This window comes from Stenotrophomonas sp. YJH_SMC_4, from assembly GCF_059371575.1.
This window is the reverse complement of sequence record NZ_JCAFUR010000018.1, coordinates 38,438-60,198: the sequence shown is the minus strand read 5'-3', so window position 1 is coordinate 60,198 and position 21,761 is coordinate 38,438. Positions and strand designations below refer to the sequence as shown.

The 21,761-nt window shown below is 66.2% G+C and carries 22 protein-coding genes; 5 read left to right on the top strand and 17 right to left on the bottom strand.

What is annotated here, in order from left to right:
• The first annotated feature begins 252 nt into the window (after window positions 1-252).
• Entirely contained in the window at window positions 253-699 is a 447-nt protein-coding gene (locus tag AC5P9F_RS17710) for an REP-associated tyrosine transposase (protein ID WP_060381276.1), read from the top strand.
• A gap of 732 nt (window positions 700-1,431) precedes the next feature.
• Here the strand turns inward: AC5P9F_RS17710 and AC5P9F_RS17705 are convergent.
• From AC5P9F_RS17705 to AC5P9F_RS17690, 4 genes are read right to left on the bottom strand one after another with little or no spacing between them, the layout of a single operon-like run.
• Window positions 1,432-1,866, bottom strand: a complete 435-nt coding sequence (locus tag AC5P9F_RS17705; RefSeq protein WP_332307227.1) for a DUF2894 domain-containing protein — start codon at window positions 1,864-1,866, stop codon at window positions 1,432-1,434.
• Window positions 1,790-2,428, bottom strand: a complete 639-nt coding sequence (locus tag AC5P9F_RS17700; RefSeq protein ID WP_005413694.1) for an OmpA family protein — start codon at window positions 2,426-2,428, stop codon at window positions 1,790-1,792. The genes AC5P9F_RS17705 and AC5P9F_RS17700 overlap by 77 nt, the downstream gene beginning before the upstream one ends.
• Window positions 2,425-4,689, bottom strand: coding sequence for a DUF802 domain-containing protein (locus AC5P9F_RS17695; protein WP_197638123.1), 2,265 nt, complete (start codon window positions 4,687-4,689; stop codon window positions 2,425-2,427). The genes AC5P9F_RS17700 and AC5P9F_RS17695 overlap by 4 nt, the downstream gene beginning before the upstream one ends.
• Before the next feature lie 10 nt (window positions 4,690-4,699).
• On the bottom strand, window positions 4,700-5,353 hold the full coding sequence (locus AC5P9F_RS17690; protein ID WP_032966871.1) for a DUF3348 family protein: 654 nt from the start codon (window positions 5,351-5,353) through the stop codon (window positions 4,700-4,702).
• Between the two features lie 145 nt (window positions 5,354-5,498).
• On the opposite strand from AC5P9F_RS17690, the gene AC5P9F_RS17685 reads away from it, so the two are divergent.
• Complete coding sequence (locus AC5P9F_RS17685; protein ID WP_005409936.1) at window positions 5,499-6,419, top strand: M14 family metallopeptidase; 921 nt, start codon at window positions 5,499-5,501, stop codon at window positions 6,417-6,419.
• On the opposite strand, the gene AC5P9F_RS17680 is transcribed toward AC5P9F_RS17685, so the two are convergent.
• The 12 genes from AC5P9F_RS17680 to AC5P9F_RS17625 all read right to left on the bottom strand — a co-directional run bounded on the left by AC5P9F_RS17680 (window position 6,323) and on the right by AC5P9F_RS17625 (window position 18,156).
• On the bottom strand, window positions 6,323-8,134 hold the full coding sequence (locus AC5P9F_RS17680) for a phosphoethanolamine transferase (RefSeq protein ID WP_109337180.1): 1,812 nt from the start codon (window positions 8,132-8,134) through the stop codon (window positions 6,323-6,325). The genes AC5P9F_RS17685 and AC5P9F_RS17680 overlap by 97 nt on opposite strands.
• 73 nt (window positions 8,135-8,207) lie before the next feature.
• Entirely contained in the window at window positions 8,208-8,594 is a 387-nt protein-coding gene (locus tag AC5P9F_RS17675) for a diacylglycerol kinase (RefSeq protein ID WP_005409934.1), read from the bottom strand.
• A gap of 59 nt (window positions 8,595-8,653) precedes the next feature.
• Window positions 8,654-9,886, bottom strand: a complete 1,233-nt coding sequence (locus AC5P9F_RS17670; RefSeq protein WP_164225235.1) for a sensor histidine kinase — start codon at window positions 9,884-9,886, stop codon at window positions 8,654-8,656.
• The gene (locus tag AC5P9F_RS17665) at window positions 9,883-10,557 is read right to left on the bottom strand and encodes a response regulator transcription factor (RefSeq protein WP_005413688.1); all 675 of its coding nucleotides are present in this window, start codon (window positions 10,555-10,557) and stop codon (window positions 9,883-9,885) included. The genes AC5P9F_RS17670 and AC5P9F_RS17665 overlap by 4 nt, the downstream gene beginning before the upstream one ends.
• 104 nt (window positions 10,558-10,661) lie before the next feature.
• A complete protein-coding gene (locus tag AC5P9F_RS17660; RefSeq protein WP_024958597.1) occupies window positions 10,662-11,192 on the bottom strand; it encodes a Cif family virulence factor in 531 nt (176 codons plus the stop codon).
• A gap of 35 nt (window positions 11,193-11,227) precedes the next feature.
• Window positions 11,228-11,680 carry a YbbD-related protein gene (locus tag AC5P9F_RS17655; RefSeq protein ID WP_024958598.1) on the bottom strand — a complete coding sequence of 151 codons (453 nt, stop codon included), beginning with the start codon at window positions 11,678-11,680 and terminating at the stop codon, window positions 11,228-11,230.
• A 31-nt stretch (window positions 11,681-11,711) separates the two neighbouring features.
• On the bottom strand, window positions 11,712-12,320 hold the full coding sequence (locus AC5P9F_RS17650) for a hypothetical protein (protein ID WP_005413686.1): 609 nt from the start codon (window positions 12,318-12,320) through the stop codon (window positions 11,712-11,714).
• Between the two features lie 859 nt (window positions 12,321-13,179).
• Window positions 13,180-13,527, bottom strand: coding sequence for an RcnB family protein (locus tag AC5P9F_RS17645; protein ID WP_099481275.1), 348 nt, complete (start codon window positions 13,525-13,527; stop codon window positions 13,180-13,182).
• A gap of 134 nt (window positions 13,528-13,661) precedes the next feature.
• A complete protein-coding gene (locus tag AC5P9F_RS17640) occupies window positions 13,662-15,098 on the bottom strand; it encodes an efflux transporter outer membrane subunit (protein WP_164225236.1) in 1,437 nt (478 codons plus the stop codon).
• On the bottom strand, window positions 15,095-15,979 hold the full coding sequence (locus AC5P9F_RS17635; RefSeq protein ID WP_495232009.1) for an HlyD family secretion protein: 885 nt from the start codon (window positions 15,977-15,979) through the stop codon (window positions 15,095-15,097). Before AC5P9F_RS17635 ends, AC5P9F_RS17640 begins: the two co-directional genes overlap by 4 nt.
• A 1-nt stretch (window position 15,980) precedes the next feature.
• The gene (locus AC5P9F_RS17630) at window positions 15,981-16,190 is read right to left on the bottom strand and encodes a DUF1656 domain-containing protein (RefSeq protein ID WP_044570365.1); all 210 of its coding nucleotides are present in this window, start codon (window positions 16,188-16,190) and stop codon (window positions 15,981-15,983) included.
• Between the two features lie 4 nt (window positions 16,191-16,194).
• Window positions 16,195-18,156, bottom strand: coding sequence for an FUSC family protein (locus AC5P9F_RS17625; RefSeq protein WP_308678786.1), 1,962 nt, complete (start codon window positions 18,154-18,156; stop codon window positions 16,195-16,197).
• 79 nt (window positions 18,157-18,235) lie between these two features.
• On the opposite strand from AC5P9F_RS17625, the gene AC5P9F_RS17620 reads away from it, so the two are divergent.
• Entirely contained in the window at window positions 18,236-19,030 is a 795-nt protein-coding gene (locus AC5P9F_RS17620; RefSeq protein ID WP_164225258.1) for an AraC family transcriptional regulator, read from the top strand.
• A 34-nt stretch (window positions 19,031-19,064) separates the two neighbouring features.
• On the opposite strand, the gene AC5P9F_RS17615 is transcribed toward AC5P9F_RS17620, so the two are convergent.
• On the bottom strand, window positions 19,065-19,886 hold the full coding sequence (locus AC5P9F_RS17615; protein WP_062606555.1) for an alpha/beta fold hydrolase: 822 nt from the start codon (window positions 19,884-19,886) through the stop codon (window positions 19,065-19,067).
• Between the two features lie 1,124 nt (window positions 19,887-21,010).
• Here AC5P9F_RS17615 and AC5P9F_RS17610 point away from each other — a divergent pair.
• Window positions 21,011-21,400 carry a hypothetical protein gene (locus tag AC5P9F_RS17610; RefSeq protein ID WP_062606554.1) on the top strand — a complete coding sequence of 130 codons (390 nt, stop codon included), beginning with the start codon at window positions 21,011-21,013 and terminating at the stop codon, window positions 21,398-21,400.
• 10 nt (window positions 21,401-21,410) lie between these two features.
• Window positions 21,411-21,746: a DUF6984 family protein gene (locus AC5P9F_RS17605; RefSeq protein ID WP_164225239.1), complete on the top strand. Its 336-nt coding sequence runs from the start codon at window positions 21,411-21,413 to the stop codon at window positions 21,744-21,746.
• The last annotated feature ends 15 nt before the right edge of the window (window positions 21,747-21,761 follow it).

Below are 21,761 nucleotides of genomic sequence, written 5' to 3'. Positions count from 1 at the left end.
GGTAGTGCCGGCCGCTGGCCGGCAATCCATAGCCCCGGTAGTGCCGGCCGCTGGCCGGCAATCCATAGCCCCGGTAGTGCCGGCCGCTGGCCGGCAATCCATAGCCCCGGTAGTGCCGGCCGCTGGCCGGCAATCCATAGTCCCGGTAGTGCCGGCCGCTGGCCGGCAACCTCATTCAACTTCAGACATCTCCCAACACCCATCGAGGCATGGCCTGACAGCCAATACCCCATGATCGACCCACCATGGCGCATGAGCAGCCATCGCCTCCGCCTGGGCCGTCACTCGATCATCGGCCAGTCCTACGTTCTGACAACCACGACACACCAGCGCCGCCGGCTCTTTGAAAGCGAAGCTGCAGCAGCATGTGTAATCGACCAGTTCCACTACATGGAACAGCGCGGGCTCGTACAGTCACACGCATGGGTCGTCATGCCGGATCACGTCCACTGGATGTTCGAGCTGCGCGCAGCTCACCTTCCCGACATCGCGCGCCGGATGAAATCGTCGAGCGCGCTCGCCCTGAATCGCCTGGTGGGGCGTCGATGTACGGTCTGGCAGTCTGGCTACTTTGATCATGCAGTGAGGGCGGAGGAGTCGCTGGCGCAGCAAGCGCTGTACATCCTGGGGAATCCGGTGCGCGCCGGTCTTGCTGGGCAGATTGGCGAGTATCCGTATGCATGGTCGGTCTGGTTGTGATGCCGGCCAGCGGCCGGCACTACCACAGCAAGGGCGAAGCGCAGCGCAGCTCAGATTGCGTTCCGGCGCACAGAGCACCCTCGACGGTAGTGCCGGCCGATGGCCGGCAACCCCATGACCCACGCGGAGATGCATAGCTGCCGGCCAGCGGCCGGCACTACCAGTCAATGTTCAGCACGGCCATTCGCTGTTCAGCGCCGCTTTCGCGCGCGTCGGCGATGGTCGGTCTGGTTGTGATGCCGGCCAGCGGCCGGCACTACCAAAGCAAAGGCGAAGCGCAGCGCAGATTGCGTTCCGGCGCACAGAGCACCCTCGGTGGTAGTGCCGGCCGCTGGCCGGCAACCTCATGACCTGCGCGGAGTTGCATGGCTGCCGGCCAGCGGCCGGCACTACCAGTCAATGTTCAGCACGGCCATTCGCTGTTCAGCGCCGCTTGCGCGCGCGTCGGCGATGGTCGGTCCGGTTTGATGCCGGCCAGCGGCCGGCACTACCACAGCAAAGCCGAAGCGCAGCGCAGATTGCGTTCCGGCGCACAGAGCACCCTCGGTGGTAGTGCCGGCCGCTGGCCGGCAACCTCATGACCTGCGCGGAGTTGCCTGGCTGCCGGCCAGCGGCCGGCACTACCAGTCAATGTTCAGCACGGCCATTCGCTGCTCAGCGCCGCTTGCGCGCGCTTCGGCCGTGGTCGGTCCGGTTTGATGCCGGCCAGCGGCCGGCACTACCAGTCAATGTTCAGCGCGGCTTGCGTGTCCGCTTCGGCTTCGCGGTATCTGCACCGCTGGCGGCGCCGTCCTGCAGCGCCTGCAGCCACGACAACGTATCCACATAGTCGATGAAGTGCCGCAGGTAGCCGGGACTGGTGGCCTGCATCGTGTCCAGCATGCGCTGCACCAGCACCGCCGAGTTCAGCGGGCCGCCGTCGGCCGGGGCCTCGGTGCGCAGTGAGCGGCGCACCTGCAGTTCGCTGCGCAGCTCCGACCACTCGCGCTGCACCTGCTGCAGCATCGGCACCTGCGGGTAATGCGGCAGCGAGCGCGACCCCGCATCGAGGTCGCGCACCAGTGCGCGCAGGCCTTCCAGCGCTGGCGGCTTACTTGGCATCCGGGGCCCTGGGCTTGGGAATCGGCGCGATCTCCACGCGGCGGTTGCGTGCGCGGCCTTCCTCATTGGCATTGGAACTGACCGGCTGCTCGCTGCCGAACGCGGCGGCGAACACGGCGTCAGCCGGTACGCCATCGGCGATCAGGGTGCGGGTTACGGTCAGCGAGCGCTGCGCGGACAGCTCCCAGTTGTCGGCGAAACGCCGGTTGCCTTCGCGCACCGGTGCGTCATCGGTGAAGCCGCTGACCATCAGGATCTCTTCGCGGCTGCCCAGATAGGCGGCCAGCGGTGCGGCCAGGCTGCGCAGCAGCTCCTGGCCTTCCGGCTGCAGCTGGTCGGAGTTCAGCGCGAACAGCACGCTGCCGCTGATGCCGATGCGGCCATCCACCAGCGTCACGCGACCGGCGGCCAACGGGCCCGCCAGCGCCTGTTCGAGGGTCTGCAGGCGCTTGGCTTCGGCCTGGCGCTGCTTCACTTCCTGGTCCAGCCGCTGCGACAGCTCCAGCTGCACCGCGACCACACCGACCAGTATCAGCACGAACGCGCCCAGTAGCACCGACATCAGGTCGCCGAAGGCGGCCCAGATCGGGGCATGCGAGCCGCCATCGACCTCCAGCTCGTCGCTCATGCGCTGCCGGCCTTGCCGCGGCGCGCGGCCAGCTGCTGCAGTTCTTCCATCACCTGCTTCTGCGACAGCAGGCTGAGGTCGACCACCTCGCGCGCCTGCGCCACGTAGTAGGCCAGCTGCTCGTCGCTGCGGGCCAGCGAGGCATCCACTGCGCCGCCGATCTGTTCCAGGCGGCCGGACAGCTCGGTGGAGGCGCTGCCGAACTGCGCGACCGCTTCGCCGAAGCTGCTGGCCAGCTGGCCGACTTCACCGGCGCTGCCGTGGAGCGCTGCGGCGATACCGTCCAGCTTTCCGGTCTCGGCAGCGATATGGTCGGTGAAGCGGTTGCCAACGCGTTCCAGCAACTCGGCCGAGCCACCGACCAGTGCGTCCACAGCGGTGCGCTGTTCGTGCGAGGCATGGTTGATCGCATCCAGCAGGGTCTGCACGGTGGCCAGCAGGCGTCCGCGCTCCTCCAGCATCGCGTTGTCACGCACCAGGCTCTCGGACAGCGTGCTGCGCAGCTCGTTGATGACGTCGGCTGCGGCCTTGGGCGCGGCGGCGGCGGTCTGCAGCAGGGTGGACACTTCGGCCAGCGTGGCGCTGGCCTGTGCGCGACCATTCTCGCCGATCTGCTGTGCGGTCTCCGCCAGCGTGTCGCAGACGCGCTGCTGCTGCGCGGCCAGGCGTTCGCCATTGGCCTGCAGGCGCTCGGCCAGCTCGGTGGAAACGTGCTGCAGAGCATCGCTCCAGCGCTGCAGGCGCTGTTCGTCGCCGGCCTGCAGCTGCGCCTGCAGGGCGGCGTGGGCCTGCTGCAACTCGGCGCTGACCGCGTCCCAGCGCGCCTGGCGTTGCTGCTCGCGGCTGTCCAGGCTGGCCTGCAGTTCGGCGTGCGCGGTCGCGGCGCTGGCCTGCGCGGCCTGCCACTGCTGCGAGCGCTGCGCTTCATGATCCTGCAGCAGCGACTGGCTGGCGCTGTGCTGCTGCTCCAGTGCCTGCAGCAGCGCCTGCGCACGCGCGTCCAGATGCTCGCTGGCGGCGATCAACGCCTGCTGCTGACGTTCGACCAGCGCAGTATTCAGGGCCTGCTGCTGTTCGGCGGCAGCACGCAAGGCCTCCGCATTGTCCTGTGCATCGGCCTGCAGGCGCTCGCCGATACGTGTGACCAGCGCTTCGGCATGCGTGGCCTGGCCATCGCTGAAGGCCTGCAGGTGCTGGCGCAGGTCGCTCACCAGTGCCTGCTGTGCCTGGGTCTGTTCACTCACCACCTTGGCCCAGCTGGCCTCGGTTGCGACGCGGCTGCGCTCGAAACCGTCGCTCAGGCCGGCCAGCTGCTGCTGCACGGCCTGCTCGACGCGGGCATGCAGTGCTTCGCCGTGATGGGCCAGGCCAGCCAGGGTGGTCTCGGCCATCGGCTGCAGCGCGCCACCGATGGCGGCGGCGCTGGCTTCAGCCCCTTCGCGCAGCGACTGCTGCAGCGAGACCGCCAGGCGTTCCTGCAGTGCCTGGCTCTGGGTCAGGAACTCGGCCTGGCCGGCCAGTAGGCGCTCATTGGCGGCCGCACTGTGCTGTTCAAAGGTGCTGGTCATCGCCTGCAGGCGGTCGACCAGCGCCGGCAGCGCCGCGGACTGTGCCTGCAGCAGGCGCAGCGACTCGGCGCGCTGCCAGGCCTGCGAGTACGGATGCAGGTCGCCGGAAATGGCGCGATCCAGCTGCTGCACGGCCTGCAGGCGGTCACGACGCAGCAGCGCCGCCAGCAGGCCTAGCATGGCCGAGCTGGCCACACCGGCGATCGAGGTGCCGAATGCCACCGCCAGGCCCTGCACCGGCGAGGCCAGCGAGCCGCGGATCGCGGCCATGTCGGTCGCGCTCTGCAGGGCCAGTCCGGTGCCACGCAGCGTGTCCATCATGCCCAGCAGGGTGCCGAGCATGCCCAGCAGCACCAGCAGGCCGACCAGGTAAGGGGTCAGCACCGGAGCGGGCAGGGCAGTGCGCTCGCCCTCCACGCGCAGGCGCACGGCATTGCGCAGGCCTGCGGGCACGCGCTCCAGCCAGGGAGTGAGGCTCTCCTTCGCACTGGACAGGTCGTTCAGTGCACTGCGCAGGCCGTTGCTGGCCTGGCGGTAGCGGTACAGCTCCACGCCACCGGCGATGTAGCAGGCCGCGATGATCGCCGCCACCGCTGCACCCAGCGGATGCACCGAAACATAGCCAATGCCGATCCAGCACACGGCCAGCAGGCCGACAAGGAAAACAACGACATGGAAAGCAGTTCTGGACATGGTGTTCCGGTCAGTGGGAGCGCAGGGCGTCTTGCAGCCCTTCGATCGGGTGGAAGCGCAGCTGCAGCTCGGCGAGCAGCAGGGTGCGCATGTCATGGCGGAAGGCCGCGCGCCAGCCGGGCTGGCCGTGCACGCGTTCAAAACGGGCGCCGAGCACGGCCGGCGCAGTGGCCAGCAGGCTGTGCTCGCGCGGGGTGAGGGTCTGTTCCATCACCGCGTCGACCTCGGCCAGCCGCGCCAGCTCGGGCGAAACCTGCACCAGCTGGTCGCGCAGGCGGCCGCGCAAGCGCCCGGTGGCGGTCTGGATGGCCTGCTGCAGTACCCGGTAGCGCTGGCGCAGCGAGGCGAAGTTGGGTGCAGCGGCAGCTTCGGCCAGATCCAGCAGGCGCTCGGCCTCGGCGTCCTCACTGATCGAGGCCAGCAGGCTGGCGTGCGCCTGGACGCAGTCGGCCAGCACATCCTCGACGGCTTCGGCGCCTTCACCGGGCTCGGGCAGGCGTCCGCCGAGCGCCCCGGACAGGGCCACGGCACGGCTCCAGTCCACCCACTGGCCGAGCCGATCGGTCAGGGCGGGACTGCTGGCCGGCATCGCGCCGTCGCTGAGACGGGCGAGCAGGCGGAGGAACTCCGGTCCACCCAGGACCGGCTGCGCTGCGTTCGCCATCAAGGGGTGAGGGGCCAAAAACCGTTGATTTTACAACCAGATGACCCGGCCTGGATGAAGGCGGGGCCGGGGGAGGGGACCCGCAGGCGCGACAAGGCTTAGAATGACCGGCTGCACCCATCCCGTTCGACCCCTGGAGTACCCAATGACCGTTGCGCAGTTCTACCCGATCGGCACCCCCGGACAGCCCTGGGGCGACGCGGAACGCGCACAGTGGCGGGCCCGCCAGCAGCGCCAGCGCAGCTACCACGATGACGTTGTGGCAGCGCTCGAGCGCCTGGACGACAGCTTCGATGTGATCCAGTACGGCCAGCTGGACTATGCGCCGGACCATTACCCGCTGTTCGCCGTGGTCAACCACGACTGGAACCCGGCGCTGCCGACCGCACTGATCACCGGTGGCGTGCATGGCTACGAGACCAGCGGCGTGCATGGCGCCCTGCAGTTCCTGGAACAGCAGGCTGAGCGTTACCTGGGCCGGCTGAACCTGATCGTGGCACCGTGCGTCAGCCCGTGGGGCTACGAACGCATCCAGCGCTGGAACCCGGATGCCATCGATCCCAACCGCAGCTTCCGTGACGGCGGCCAGATCGAGGAAGCGGCCGCGCTGATGGCCTGGGTGGCCGAGCGCAAACCGAACCTGCTGGTGCACCTGGACCTGCACGAGACCACCGACAGCGACCTGCACGAGTTCGATCCGGCGCGCTGCGCCCGCGACGGCAAGCCGTTCGAGCGCGACACCATTCCGGATGGCTTCTACGTGATCGGCAACAGCGAAGACCCGCAGGCCGAGTTCCAGAAGGCCCTGATCGCCGCGGTCGCGCCAGTCACCCATATCGCCCCGGCCGACGCCGAGGGCAACCTGGTCGGCCTGCCGCTGCAGTCGCCGGGCGTGGTGTGGGGTGAGTCGCGCTCGATCGGCGCCTGCGCCGGCTTCACCGACGCGCGCTTTGCCACCACCACCGAGGTCTACCCGGACAGCCCGCGCACCAACCCGCAGGAGTGCAACGACGCCCAGGTGGCGGCGGTGTGTGCGGGCCTGGATTTCGCCCTGGCGGCGCAGTAACGCGCCACGTTGCGGGCAGCGACCGGCATCAACCGGCGCCGTTCTTTGGCTGGCGAGGTGGCCACAGCCGGCGAAGCCGACGCGCGGCAGCCGGCGAAGACATCCAGATCGCGCCGGTACACCGTGCTGTTGACCCCGAACAGGCCCAGCAGTGAGTGGAAGACATTGTCGTGGCTGTGCGCCCGGTGCAGGGCATTCCCGCGCAGGCAGGCCAGGTCCACGCCCGCGTTGCGGCTGAACTCCGGTGAGAACCACATCACCATCGGCACCTGGGTCTGCTCGCGCGGCGCGATGAAGTAAGGCGTGCCGTGAAGGTACATGCCACGTTCGCCGAGCGACTCGCCATGGTCGGACACATAGATCAGCGCGACATCACGCTGGTCCGAATAGCCCTGCAGCAGGTCGATGGTCCTGCCAAGCATGCGGTCGGTGTGGACCAGGGTGTTGTCATAGGTGTTGACCAGCGCCTCGTTGCTGCACTGCTGGATCTGGTTGCTGTCGCAGGTCGGACTGAATGCCCGCGACTGTGCCGGGTAGCGTTCGAAGTAGGTCGGGCCGTGGCTGCCAAGCTGGTGCAGCACGACCAGGGCGTCACCGTTCATGGCGTCAATGCGTGTACCGAGCTGATGCAGCAGCACCTCGTCATAGCAGGTGCCGTCGGCATTGACACATTGGCCGGTCACCTTCAGCGCGGGCATGTCCTCGGTCGGCACGCGTTCGCACACGCCTTTGCAGCCCCCGTTGTTGTTGTTGCGCCAGAGCACGCTGATGCCGGTGCGCTGCAGGATGTCGAGCACGTTCTCCTCGGTCGCTGCGCGTACATCGTCATACTGGCGGCGGGTCATCTGCGAGAACATGCACGGCACCGAGATCGCCGTTGCGGTTCCGCATGAGGAAACATCACTGAAGCTGATGACGCCTTCCTTGCGCGAGAGCCGGGGATTGGTCGCGCGTGGGTAGCCGTTGAGCTGGAAGTTCTGTGATCGCGCGGTCTCGCCGACGACCATGACCACAAGCTTCGGACGCGGGCCCGGTACGCGCCGTGCGTCCATGCCGATCGGGCGCAAGGGTTGCTGGCGGGCGCTGTAGAGGCCTTTCAGATAACCGTGGGTATGGCGCACGACATTCAACGGTAGCACCTGGTCACGGAGATAGCGGTTGTTGCGCAGCAGCGAGGAGTAGTCCTTGTAGAACGCGAAGCCGATTGCCAGCAGTACCAGCAATGACGCCAGAGCGCTGGCCGGCCACACCAGCAGCGAACGTATCGAGCCGGCCCCGCTGGTGGTGCGCACCAGGGCGAGCCCGGCAGCAGGCAGCACGCCCAGCGCCAGCAGGGTCAACAGTAGTGGCAGCGACAGATAGGCGTTCAGTTCGGCCTGGTTGGTCTCGAACACGTTCTGCACCATGCTGCGATCGATCAGCACGTTGTAGTGCAGCATGAAGTAGCTGCAGGCGGCGCTGACGACAACGAGCAGCACCAGCAGCGGCCTGCGCAGGAACGGCAGTGCCAGCAGTGGCGTCAGCAACAGGTTGAACAGGCAGAACAGCACCACCGGCAGGCTGGCCAGGAACAGCACGCTGCGCACGCTGTTGAGGCCGACCAGCCCCCACAGCGTCTTCCAGAGGGCGATGTTTCCAATCGTGGTGAAGAACAGTGCGACGGCCCAGACCAGAACGATCGGATGGGGCCGTGGAAAACGGCGGCATTGACGCACGAGCAGGTTCCGTGGAGCGGGAGTGCGCGCAGTATCGAAACCGCTTTATCAGGAAGTTGTCAGGTTGGGCGGACTAGCCCAGCAGGATGACGCCCCACACCGCGCCCACCATCAACAGTGCGGTGGTCTGCGCGGCGCTGCCCATATCCTTGGCGTTCTTTGACAGTGGATGCTGTTCCAGGGAGATGCGATCAACCACCGCTTCGATCGCCGAGTTGAGCAGTTCCACCAGCAGGCTGATGAAGCAGACCGCAAGCACTATCGCGCGCTCGACCGCGCTGATGTCCAGTACGAACGCTGCAATGATCAACAGCGCGTGCAGAAGCAGCAGCTGGCGAAAGGCTGCCTCGCCGCGGAAGGTGGCGACGAATCCATCGCGCGAATGGATGAGGGTGTGGAAGATGCGGCTCAGGCCGGTCTTCCCGTGCGGGTACTTGCCGCTGTCCTTGGGGTGCTGCATGCGGTTTCCGCCGTGAAGTGAGCAATCCCCAGCATGTGCACGCGTGCGTCAGGAAATCGTCAGAGGGGCCACTCCAGGCTGAACCGGCATCCCTGCTGCGATGAATGCACCGTCATCCTCCAACCCAGGTGCTCGACGATGCGCTGCACGATCGACAACCCCAGCCCCTCGCCGCTGTGCACGCTACCGGGCACGAAGCGCTGGAACAGCTGTGGATCGATACTGGAGGGCAGGCCGGGCCCCGTGTCGGCGACGATGAGTGCGGCGTCGTGGAGGGTGATCCGGACTTCGCCGCTTTCGGTGTACTGGCAGGCGTTGCGCAGAAGGTTCCAGATCACGCTGTGCGCAAGATCCGCGTTGGTGTGCAGCACGGTGTCATGCCGGGCATCAAACGCAACGATCACCGGCTTGCCGGAAAGCCAGGGCTGGCAGCGATCCATGCAGCATTCAACCAGCGCACGCAGGGCCACCTCGTTGCGTGGCACGGTGCTGGGGGCGCGAGAGAGCAGCAGCAGGCAGGTCAGCTGGCGCTGCATCTCCTGGGTGGTGCGCAGGATGCGCTCGGCACTGGGAACCAGGTGGCTGTCGGCCGGAAGCTGGCAGGCCAGCGTCTCGGCAGCGCCACCGATGATGGCCAGGGGCGTGCGCAGCTCGTGGCTGGCATCGCCGCTGAAGCACTGTTCGCGATGCAGGAACCCTTCGAGCTCGTCACTATGGCGGGCAAAGGCGCGCGCGAGCACGCCGATCTCATCGCGTGCGTCCTGGTAGGGAAAGGGCTTGTGGCCGTCCTGCACCGCATCGGCCAATCGTGTGATGGGCGCGATGACGTGGGTCGCTACCTTGCGACCGATCAGGAAGGCGCCCAGCACGCAGATCGAGATGACCAGCGCCGCAAAGGCATTGATCAGGTGTTCCAGGTAGCCATAGGGGGCAGCGTCCTGCAGCAGGTAATAACGTTGGCCGGCACTGTCGAACACACGCAGGTGCCACTCGTTGGGTGCTGCTTCGCCGTGATATCCCGGGCCATATTGGCGCAGCACGACAGGCACGTCCTGGGCATCGAACAGTGCGCTGCCGGAGGGCAGGTCGGGACGCCGACCACGGGCGAGTTCGTCCTGCAGGCGGCGTACTTCACTGTCCTGGGTCCGCGCGACGACAGCGGCCCGGACCTGGTCGTAGTCCACCTGTTCCGCCAGTACGATGAAGCCCATGGCACCGGCCATCAACAGCACGAACGAGATCGTGATGCGGGTGCGCAGGCTCAGGCGGCGGTAGAGGGAGGCACGGGTCACGCCCGCATGCGCCAGCCGACGCTGTGCACCGTGGTGATCAGCGCGGTGTCGAAGCTGCGGTCCACCTGCAGGCGCAGCTCATGGATGTGGGTTCGCAGCGCGCCGCTGTCCGGTGGCTCGTCGCCCCAGACCAGGTACTCCATTTCCTGCTTGCGCACCACGGCCGGCGCCGCACGCACCAGGCACATCAGCAACTTGTGCGACGTGGGCGTCAGCGCAATGCAGCGGCCTTGCCGCCAGGCTTGTGGCGAGCGCGTGTCCACCTGCAGGTCCTTCCACGCCAGCACGCTCTGGACCTGGCGACCCTGCGCCCGTCGTACCAGGGCCTTGATCCGCGCATCCAGTTCCGTCAGCGAGAACGGTTTGACCAGGTAGTCATCCGCGCCCAGGGCCAGGCCCTGCACGCGGTCTTCGACCGGATCGCGCGCGGTCAGCATCAGGATCGGCACCGGGTTCTGGAACTCCTGGCGCAGCTTCTGGCACAGCGTCATGCCGTCCAGCCGCGGCAGCATCAGGTCCAGCAGGATGGCGTCGTAGTCGTGCTGCGTGGCCCGGCGCAGGCCGCTGGCGCCGTCGCGGGCGTCGTCCAGTACGTAACCCAGCGGTTCAAAGAAGGCATACAGGTTGGCAACCAGCTCGGGGTTGTCTTCGATGATCAGCAGGCGGGTCATGGCATGCGTCCTTGCGCGTGGCCGAACTCTGCCCGATCGCTGGCCGAATGCCAATGCCCTTGCTGAATGGATCGCGGCCTGGGTTCGGCCCCATCAAGCGACGTTCAATCGGCCGGGCTGCGTGAATCGCGGACCGAGTAGATCACCGAGAAGATCTTCCAGCCCTGTTCGGTGCGGATCAGCTGCCACATTTCCTTGCCCCAGTTGGTCTTCACCCCATCGTCGTGGAAGCTGTAGTCAAACGAGACCGAAGCCACATCACCATCCGTCTCGATCTTCGTGTTGGAGAACTTCTCTTCCTTCGGCTTCGGCGAGGCCACCGCCCCGTCGATCAGCGCGATGAAGTTGTTTGCAGGAATCTGCCGTGCCTTGATTGCATCGGGCTTGGCCTTGCGGATGTCCTGCAGGCGCACGTCCTCGGAAACGAACTGCCAGCCGATGTCTTCTGGTTTGTCCGAGAAGAACAGGCCCATGTAGGTCGGCTTGTCCTTGTTGATCAGCGAGGTGCGGAACGCTTCGACCACCTGTTCGATCGCCTTGACGTCGGCGGGGGCATTCTGCGTGGCGTAGGCCGGCAGCCACGCCGGAAGCAACAGGGCGAGGGCGACGAAGCGTGCACGTGCGTTGGGCATCATGGTGTCCTGAAGAGGAGTGAAGTGGCGCGGGCGCATCACCGCGCGTAGGTTCGCCAGAAGAGCACGTGGTCTTCGGCCCTGTTGATGGCCACGAAGACTGATTTTCCGGATTCGGGCGCGCAGCGAAAGACGCGGTACGACGACTTGAGCGTCCCGTCGCCCGGCCACCAGTATCGATCGAACGCAACAGGATCGCTGTTACTGAATGTCGTTGCCTGGCAATCCGCAGGCAGCTGCAGTAGTACCGCAGGGGGCTTGGTGAAGGCCAGCGCGCTGGTGTTCGAGTCGAGGTCGTGCACCTCGCGCAGGTCGGTCGCCTCGTGGGGCACCCAGCCGGGAATCCATCCCTTGTTCACCATGTCGGAGTCAAGCGCCTCGCGCAGAGTGTCGAACGAACTGTCCATCACCAGGCCGCAGGCGCATAGCACCGTGCAGGCCGCCAATGGAAAGGCAGATCGCAACTTGATCCAGGTGGTGGGTGGAAACATGGTTCCTGTTGCCCCGAGGAATGCCGTCCGACTATCGGGTCAGTGCGTCGAACAGGCGATTGCGGTCCGCATCGCTCATCGACCAGCTCTGCCCGAGCGGGGCCATGCGCACGGATTCGGTCTGGCCGCAGGCCCGGTACTGCCAGGTTTCCGAGCCATCGGGCTGGGCGGCCACGTCGATGCCGTCCAGGCGCGCACACTGCAGCCGGGCCAGCACCATCGGTGCAAAGTGCAGCATGTAGTGCTGCACCCGGTCGGCCGGCATTGCCGTGCCGGAAGGCAGCGGGTGGGCCGGGCCGTACTCGGCGAGGAGGCCAACGCAGGTCGCTGCGGCGGACAAGGTATTGCGGCCGAAGGCGCGGGAGGCATCCCGCTCCACGCTCTTTCCCAGAATCTTGCCTTCCTTGCTGCTGGCATAGGCCTCGGCGGCCTGCAGTTGCGCGGCGTCGAGTGTCGACAGCCAGTGCTTGCGGCCCTCCTGCAACTGCAGTTCCAGGCCGGGCAGGCTCTTCTGGCAGCGCGCGGCGATCGCCTGTGTCTGCACGAAATCCTGCCCACGATCACCCGGTGGTGCGGCCGCTGTTGCCGCCGCTGGGGCAACAGCCAGGGCCATGCAGGCGATCACCAGATTCCGTCCCATTCCATTGCGCATCCTGCACCCCATGGAGAGTTTGACGGCGCACGCTAGCACGGATGCCGGGCGCCGCAACAGACCCGCTTGTCGAGGTTTGACGTTGAAGAAGGTCTGCGCGGATGATGCGCGGGCGCGCGGCGCAGGAGGGGATCTGTCAATGAGGACACTGATGTGGGGGTTTGCCGGCCTGTTCGTGGCGTACGTTGCCAGTTGCTCGGCGATCTCAGCGTGGCATTCCCACGCGCTTGCCTCGGTCCCGGTCGGGGCGAGCAGGGCCGAGGTACTGCGGGCGCTGGGGCACCCTGACGTGGTGGAGCACGCCGGTGTTCCCTTTGCGCGCTATGCGAGCAGTGGATGCAGTGGTCGCTGTGCGCAGCGATGGTGGTATGAGAACCGGCTGGGCCTGGATACCGAAGCCTGGTCGGTAGAGCTGGATGCTTCCGATCGCGTGCTCGCAACGTCGCGCTGGACATCACCGTAGAAGACCGCGACGAGCGCATGCGCATCCACCGTCCTTTCATATTTATCGCAAGCCTGGCCCTGATCGCGTGGTGCACGTTGATGGGCATACTGGTGCTCATCTATGGCTTCGACGAGCAGGGCCTGCGGTGCGGCAGGCTGTGCTCACTGGAGGTCTCCATCCGCCTGCTCTTTGGTGATCGGGGATTCGAAATACTGGTGGCGATGGGGTTATTTGCCACAGCGCTGATGTGCGGGCGTACCGCACTGCGGGAGGGCATGCATGCCGGGCGGCCACGGAGGCAGGCGGGGCGCCGTGGGCGCAAACACCGCCGACCGGGGCGACCCCGGTCGTAAGGTGTCTGCACCGAGGTAAATCGCTCAGTGTGGGACGCTGCAGGTCGCTTCAGCGATGCAGCGCGTCGATGATCAGCCCGGTGGCGATCTCCACCAGCAGGTACTCGTTATCGGACTGGCGCACCCAGCGTCGGTCGCGGCCCGGCTCGCGCAGGTCATAGCGCGCGTAATCGTCTACCCAGTAGCGGCGGTCCACTTCGGCCCACGGCAGGCGCTCGCCACGTCGCCAGGCCTTCTTCTGCCAGCCCGGCGGCGGCGCATCGCGGTGGTGCGGGCCGCCTGCGTGCGGCGGCGGCCCGTTGCCGCGGGCGTGGTGCGGCGGATCGGCGAACGCGGGGGCCGCAGCGAAAGCGGTGGCGGTGGTCAAGGCGATGGCAAGCAAACGTGTGGTCTTCATGGGGATGCCTCCGTCATGGCCGCAGCATGCGGCGCTGTGGCGGGAATATAGGGCAATCCATGTGAATGAATGCGGGTGTAGGCGGTAATTTCCTGAACAGACGGCGCGGCCTGCAGTCGTTGCCAGACAACGGGTCATTGGAGCCCGCCCGGGGCCGAATCCGTTGCGGCCCAGCCTCCGCCCAACGACACGAAAAGATCCATCTGCCGGTCAATGCGCTCCGCGCGCGAGGCGGCCAATGCGGACTCCGCATCTGCCAGCTCGGCCTGGGCCGAAAGCACGTCGAGAAAATCGATCCTGCCGAAGCGGTAGAGGTGCTGTGCCTGTTCGGTGGCACGGGATGCGTCCCGACGCGCGTGCGCCAGGCTGCGCTCGCGTTCAAGCTCCTGCGTGCAGGCAGAAAGCGCGGTCTCGGTCTGGCGCAGTGCCTGCAGCACGACTCCGTCAAAGGAAGCGAGAGCGGTGTCCGCATTGGCACCGGCCGCCGCGATGCGGGCCTTGGCTACGCGGCGGTCGGGCCAGTGCCATGACAGCACGGGACCGATGCTCGCACCGAAGCCGTCGGCCGACAGCAGATGCGCCGGTGTGCCGGCCACGCCCGAAGAGGCGCCCAGGGTGATCTGCGGATAGAGACTCGCCGTCTCGACACCGATCATTGCAGTCGCGGCGGCCAGGCTGCGTTCGGCTGCGCGTACGTCAGGGCGCCGCTGGAGCAGCTGCCAGCCGTCACCGATCGGCAATGCTTGCTGCAGCTCAGGGGGCTGTGGGCACCCTTCTGCTTCCCTGGGATAGTCTGCCGGGACTTTGCCCATCAGTGCGGCCAGTTCGAACAGTGAGGCCTGCCGTTCCGCCAGCAGGTGCGGTATCGCCGCCGCGCTGCGATTGACGGCGGCACCGGCACGGCTGACATCGAAGTCCGTTCCGCGCCCGCCTGCAGCCAGCCGTCGGGTTGCCTCCAGCGTGGCGCGCTGTATCGCCAGCACCTGCCGGGTTGCAGCGAGCGTGTGATTGCTTGTGCACACCTGGAGATAGGCACGGGTGACGGCCGCAGCGACGACCACGCGAACCTGGTCGCGTGCCGCAGCAATCGCCTCCGTGTCCGCGTTGGCGGCTTCGATGCCGCGGCGGATGCCACCTGCGAGATCCAGCGGATAGGAGAGGTGGAGGCCCAGCGCGTACGACTGCGGCGCGGCCGACGCCTGGGTGTAGCCACCGGCATGGACGAGCGTGCCCGATGCATCCACGTCCCCTTGCACGGCACCGCGCGCGCGGTACTCCATCACGGTCGCGCTGGCGCGCCGGAGGTTGGCATCGGCGGCGCGCAGGTCGGTATTGGCCGCCAGAGCATCGCGTACGTAGGCGTCAAGCTGGGGGTCGCCATACAGTTGCCACCATCGATCCGGTGGCGCGTCGTGGCTGAACGATGCCTCCTGGCCCGAGACGAACGCCCGCGCCGCCCGTGGGGAGGCTGCGACAGCGCTCGCCGGCAAGTGATAGTCGGGGCCGGACACGCAGGCCGTCATCGGCAGCAGCAGGGCAAGCAGCCCACCTCGCACTGTTCGCAAGCTCACTCGCAAGCTCCCTGTGCTGAGGGCGTGATGGTCACATTTGCAGTGCGACCCACGATCAGACGCGTATCCGGTGGAGCATCATCGATACGGATGCGTACCGGGATGCGCTGTGCCAGTCTCACCCAGGTATAGGTCGGCGCCACGGCGGGCAGCAGGTTGTGTGTGCTTGAGCGCTGATCGTCGGCAATGCCGGCGGCGATGGTATCCACGTGTCCGCGGACGTCGTGGTCGTCGCCCATCAGCCGGGCCACGGCGGCATCGCCCTCGGTGATGCAGCCCAGTTTGGTTTCCTCGAAGTAGCCCTCGATACGCAGGCTGCGGGTGTCGATCAGCGCCAGTGCCTGCGCACCGGGTTGCAGGTAGTCGCCCGCGTGCAGGTCCAGGTTGGTGATGATGCCATCGGTGGTCGCGCGCACCTCGGTGCGTTGCACGTTGAGCTGGGCTACGCGCTGTTCGGCCCTTGCCTGGGCCAGGGCGGCCAGCTCGGTATCGACCTTGGCGACATTGCGTTCGCGTGTTTCCGAGGCGACCAGGTTGCCAAGTACGTTGTCCCGCGTCGATTCGCGGCGTGCCAGCGCCAGCGTCGCGCGTGCGCTGCTGACCGCTGCGTCTGCCTTCTCAAGCGCGGCAGCGAAGCGTGGTTGATCCAGTACCAGCAGCAGTTGTCCGGCGCTGACCCGCTGGTTGTCGTGCACCAGCACCTGGGTGACCAGCCCCCCCATGTCCGATGCAACGCGCACCACATCGGCGCGCACCCGCCCATCCCGCGTCCAGGGGCGCATTTCGTAACGATTCCAGATGGAGAGCGCGGCAATGGCGGCAAGCGCACACACGCCCAGCGTTGCGCTCCAGCGCCCGATGACAGCAAGCAGGTGTTTCATTTCATTTCTCGAGCAGGGGCGAGAGCCGGATCATCAGCTCCGCCAGGATCACGAACAGGGACAGGCCCACCAAGGGCCGCGCGGCGAACAACCGGTACAGGCCGAGGCTGGCGAGCAGGCGTGAGCTCAGCATCGACAGCACCAGCGCGGCGGCGGCCACGGCGAGCAGGCCGGGGATCAGCACGCCATCAATGGAATGGTCAGAAAACATGAGGTCAGTGCCGATGGGTAAGCGGGGATGCCAGCAGGTCGCGGCGCAATCCGCAGAGCAGGTGCGACAGATGCCTCTGATCAGCCCCGCTGCTGGCCGCCGCGGCCTCGCGCATGCGGTCGAGCAGTTCCAGAAGATGGATGTCGACACTGCGTGCCGAGTGGGCGCGAACCCTGAAATGTGCAGCGATGCGTTCGACCAGCGCCGCATGAAGCGCCCGAACCTGCGGGTTGTGCAGCCGCCTTTCCAGCGCGCGGAGTTGGCTGGATGCACGTGCCGCACGAACGTCCGCAAACAATGCCCGCAGGTCGTGCGCGGCGCTGGAACGGCCCTGCAACCTGGGAGCGAGCAGCCCGATTCGATCCAGCATGCGGCTAAGCCACGCGCGGGTCACATCACCTTGTCCGGCGGCGTGTCGCGCAATGTCCCGACGGGTCGAATGCTCCAACCGTGCGCGGTTGCGGCCCGCATCGGAGGTCTGGAACAACTGCATGCTGCACAGTGCCATTGCCGTACCGACGAACAGCGCAACACTGTTGTTGAGTGCGCCGACGATGTTGACCGTATTGGTCGCGCCCAGACCTGCGACGAGCGGGAAGGTCAGCACCACGCCCAGGGCGGCCATGATGAAGGGCGGCCGGGCCAGGAACGATCCGCACAGCAGCAGCACCGGCGCGAGCGCGGCCATCAGGCCGACGAAATCGGACAGCGCGGGGAAGATCAGCAGACCGTAGAGCAGGCCGACGGCAACGCCGATGCACGATCCCACCAGGTAGCGCATGACATGCGGTGCCGGCGCTTCGATCGTGCCGAACAGCACGCACGCTGTGCCGATGATGGACACCGCCGTGGCGCCGTCCGACCAGCCCGTGATGATCCACAGCACGCAGCTCAGCAGGATGCCGACGAACGCGCCCAGCGCGCTGCGCGCGGCGTTCCTGTGATCCCGGTGAATCACTGCGCCCTGCACATTCCGCGCAAGACGGTCAGGCACATGCAGGCGCCAGTCGGGGCGGGCAGTGTGCAGTTGTGCCTGCAGCACGCGGCAGTCGGAGTGGGCGAGGTCGAGCTCGGCCTGTTGAGCGGCGAGGCTGGCCTGCAGCAGATCGCGCCAGCCGCTTGCATCCATTGTGCCGGCCTGCGGTGAACGCAGCCGAGCGATGGAATCTTCCACCGCGCTGGACAGCATCAGTACGTCCAGCATCCGGTCATGCAGGGCACGCAGGATCTGCACCTGGGCCACGCCGTGGGCGCTGTCGAAGGGCAGGTGGATCGACAGCACATGCAGCTCAAGCAGGTCGGCTGCCACTTTCGAGCGGTCCGTCGTCAGCACCGTGTCCGATGCACCGGCGCGCATGTCGCGTGTCCATCGTTCTGCGTCATCCAGCACGGCAGCAACCCGTGCGTGCACGCGCGACGAAACCCGGCGCGGCAGCACCAGCCCATGGACCAGCGTTGCGGCCAGGATGCCGATGGCGATTTCCTGCACCCGCGTGATGGCGATGGTGAACACCTCTCCCGGCACCATCACCGCAGGAAACCCGATCAGGCTGGTGGTATAGCCGGCCAGCAGGAACGCATAGGCACGTGGCGTGCGGTCGAGCATCGCCAGGTACAGGCACAGCGCCATCCAGGTCGCGAGCGCGGCGCTCAGCACCAGGGGTGCATTGGCGAAACGTGGTACCAGCACGACGGTGGCGACGGCCCCGCCCACGGTACCGAGCAGGCGGAACAGGCCGCGGCTGAGTGTCGCCCCGGAAAGGGGCTGCGACACCAGATAGACCGTGCCGACCACCCAGAACGGGCGGTTCAGGCCGATCCGCAGAGAGACATACAGCCCCAACGACGCGGCGAGCAGGCATTTGAGCGAGAACAGCACCGCCTCCTGGTCGGTCCTGAGGGCAGGGCTTTTAAACCGCGCAAATGCCTGGAGCAGGTGGGGGCGGAGCGGGCTGGAGGAGTGCATGCGGCTCATCCTAGTGATCGGCCGGCATGGCGAATTTCGCTACAATGACAATCAATCACTAAAACCGGTCAATGTGAGAATGGCTCGCATTTCGCTCCCCGGCTTTGACCTGGACCCGGACGAGACCGATCGCCCGGCGGTTGCCAGCCGCCTGCAGGTGGCCGAGCACGACGCGGAAATTCCGGTGCATGAGCATCGAAAGGGTCAGCTCATTCTTGCGCTGCATGGGGCGGTGACCTGCGAAGTGGCCAATGCGCTGTGGATCGTGCCGCCCCAGTGTGGCGTGTGGATCCCGGGCGGCATGCCCCACAGCAATCGCGCCACCGCCAACGCGCGCCTGTGCTACCTGTTCGTCGAGCCCGGCATCGTCGACCTGCCGGCGCAGTGCGTGACGCTGGCCATCTCGCCGATGCTGCGCGAGATGATCCTGCACCTGGCCGATGCGCCACTGGACTATCCGCATGGCAGCCACATCGATCGGCTGGCCCGGGTGCTGCTGGACGAACTGGTGCAGATGCCGGCCGAGCACCTCTCGCTGCCGGTCAGTCATCACCCGAAGGTGCGGGCGTTGGCTGCGTCGCTGTCGGCTGATCCGGCAGACCGCAGCACCATCAGCCAGTGGGCCGTGCGCCTGGCCCTGGGCGAGCGCACGTTGACCCGGCTGATTGAGCGAGAAACGGGCTTGTCCTTCGGGCGCTGGCGACAGCAGCTGCATCTGCTCATCGCCATTCGTGAACTCGCCGGTGGTGCACCGGTACAACGCGTTTCCGAGACGCTGGGCTATGAATCGGTGACGGCCTTCATCACGATGTTCAAGAAGGCGCTTGGCCTCTCCCCGACGCGCTATTTTGCGGTGCGCCTGCGGGGGCAGTAGCAGGGAACAACCCGGAAAGCGTTGCCTGGAACGGCTACTTCAAGGTGCCGGAGACCGATTGAATCGCGGCCACCACCGCAGCAGGATCCTCGCGCTGGAGGGTATGCCCGGTCGCCAGGTAGCGATGCGTACCGCGCGTGAACCCTGAGAAGAGCAGGGCGTGCTGTGCCTTCCAGAGTGCCTTGCCCGCTGCGGTTTCTTCGAAGAACAGCGGTTCGGCAGCCAGCTGCGTTGCAGTCAGCAGCGCCACGGGCACGTCCGGCATCGTGCGCGGGGTCTCCGCACCGGGTGCATCCAGCTGTTCGGTCAACACGGCGTAGTCGGCGGCCATGGTCGGCGGCAGCATCGCCCGCAGCTGGGCATCATCTGCCTGCACGCGGGCACTGTCGGCCTGCTTGAACGCATGGCGCTGACCCATCGTGGCCGGGTCTACCAGCACCAGGCCTTGTAGGCGCTCCGGATGGCGGCGTGCAAACTCCGTGGCCAGCAGGCCGCCATAGGAATGACCCACCAGCACAACGCGGCGACCGGCTGCGAGCGTATCGATCACTGCCGTGAGGTCGGCCAGATGCGCATCGATGCGCTTGGGGTGGCCGTCGCTGCCGGACTTGCCGAGTCCTGCACGGGCGTAGGTGATGCTGTGGTAGTCGCGCCCCAGACCGGCAACCACCTCCTTCCAGGCGCCCGCGCCCTGCCCGAAACCGGATTCAAAGACCACGGTGATCGGGCCGGCCCCCGTCTCTTCGGCCTGCAGTGCGTAAGCGCCTCGATGCACCTGGATTTCCCCTGCGTGCGCGGTGCCCACTGCGGCCATCATGGCGGCCAGCGCCCACAACGTCACTCGGCTGCTTTTCATTGCCATTCCCCTGGGCCGTGACGCGTGCCAGCCCTTCCGATGGGTCAGGTCTGCAGCGGAGTGCCACAGCCTGCCGACCTCGCGACAAGTCGTGCTGGTAATGTAGTGAGGTATAACACCGATTCCCCGTGCAGGAAGTCATGGTGTATGAGGTCGCTGCGCCTGCGCTGCGGGTTCTTCCGCCCGCCTATCAACGTGGCTGACCTTGTCGGCATCTGGTGCGTCGGATCTGGCGCTGCTTTTGCCCTTTGTCGCCGGCGTTGCAGCAGTTGGAAGAAGGGACGCCGGCAATCTATTAGGTTGCATTGGCTATCGTCTGCGCTATGGTTGGAATTCAACCTGTGTACTGAGCCCTATGAAGCTGACGCGCGGATGGCTTCTTGCACTATCTGTAATGTGGCTCGCCATTTTCGCTTTGATGCTGTGGATGGGCCGAATCTGGGATGCGTGTGGTGCCTTCCTGGCTGCGACAGCCTTCGTTCTCGTTGCCTTTAGGAGAAAGCGGCATTTTGCAGATGGGTCCCCGGAGTAGCGGGCCTTCTCAACCACCTCTTTGCAAGGGGGCTTGAGATCATGACGTCATAGGTAATCGCATCGCGCTGGTCACCTCGGCAGGTACCGCCAGCTACACCATCCGGCAACTGTTGACCGTGGTGAATGCGAACGTCAGTGCGTTCAACAGGTGCATTAACAATGCGGAGAAGGGGCGAAGGTGAGGTATGCCGCAGCTGTCATTGCCGGTCTGGTTCTGGCCGGCTGTGCAACATCGGGTGGCGATATGATCGTGCGCGTCTCGGGAAGCGTGCCGCCAGGTCAGGGTGACGTTCGCGCTCTCGATTGTGAGCTGAGCATGCTCGGGGAGGGCGGAGGTGTGGTTTCGTCGAAACCGGTTGGAAGCACATTCTCGGTACCCATGATGGTCGTTGCAGGGCCGGAACCCCAGAGCTACCAATTCGCCGTTGAATGCAGGGACGGTCGGAGGTTCGCATCCAAGCCGGTACAGATCAGTAGTCGGCGGTCCTATGCTCGGGATCTCAATCTTGGGGAGCTTCAGGAGCGGGGAGAGAGAGGAAGGGGCGGATGAGGTCGCACCACCGTCGTATGAATCTGGCGGATTCCAGTAGATGAACCAAGATTTCAACTCCCTTGAATGGTGTGACGCCACGTTGCTGGCTATCAACATTGACAGAAGCAATCCTGGCGAGTCCGACGAGGTAAAGGTCCAGGTGCGCTGGCCGGACTGCCGGCAGGCAACCGTCTGCTTCTCGGAAGCGTACGGGTGCTCGGCTCTCATGAACTTCGGCGTACTGGGTGACGAGGGAATTGAGTTCGCCATGGTGGACGATGACGAGCCGGGACTCGCTGATCTTCTTGATCGTTGGAAGGCGGTCGGCTATCCGCTGTCCGGTCTGAAGTGTTTTCGTATCGAGACCAGCTCGACCGGAAGCGTCATTCTGATCTACGCCAGGACATGGCGGATCGAGAATCAGCCGATGGCGGATGCAGTGCCCTGAAGGACATTCCGTGCCCAGATTCCTCACCCCCGACGAGGTCTCCCTCATCCATAGGCTGCTGCCGGAGACGACCGAGCTGTCCGAACGGTTGTTGAAGGATCTGGCGCTCGCCCAGGTGGAGGACGTGGAGGTCGTCGGATTCGGGGGCGTGGTGTTCCTGTCCAGCACGACTCAGGTCTTCGGAAGTGACATTGCCACGGCCATGCTTGCCGATGCCGACGGCGTGCCGGTGAGGGTCACCTTGTGTCTGGACAATCAGGATCAGCTCTTCGAGCTGGAGCCGTGCAAGGTGGACTTCTCGCCGATCATCGGCATCGATCTGAGGAGCGCTTTCAGCGAGCACTGACGCCTGCTGAAAGCG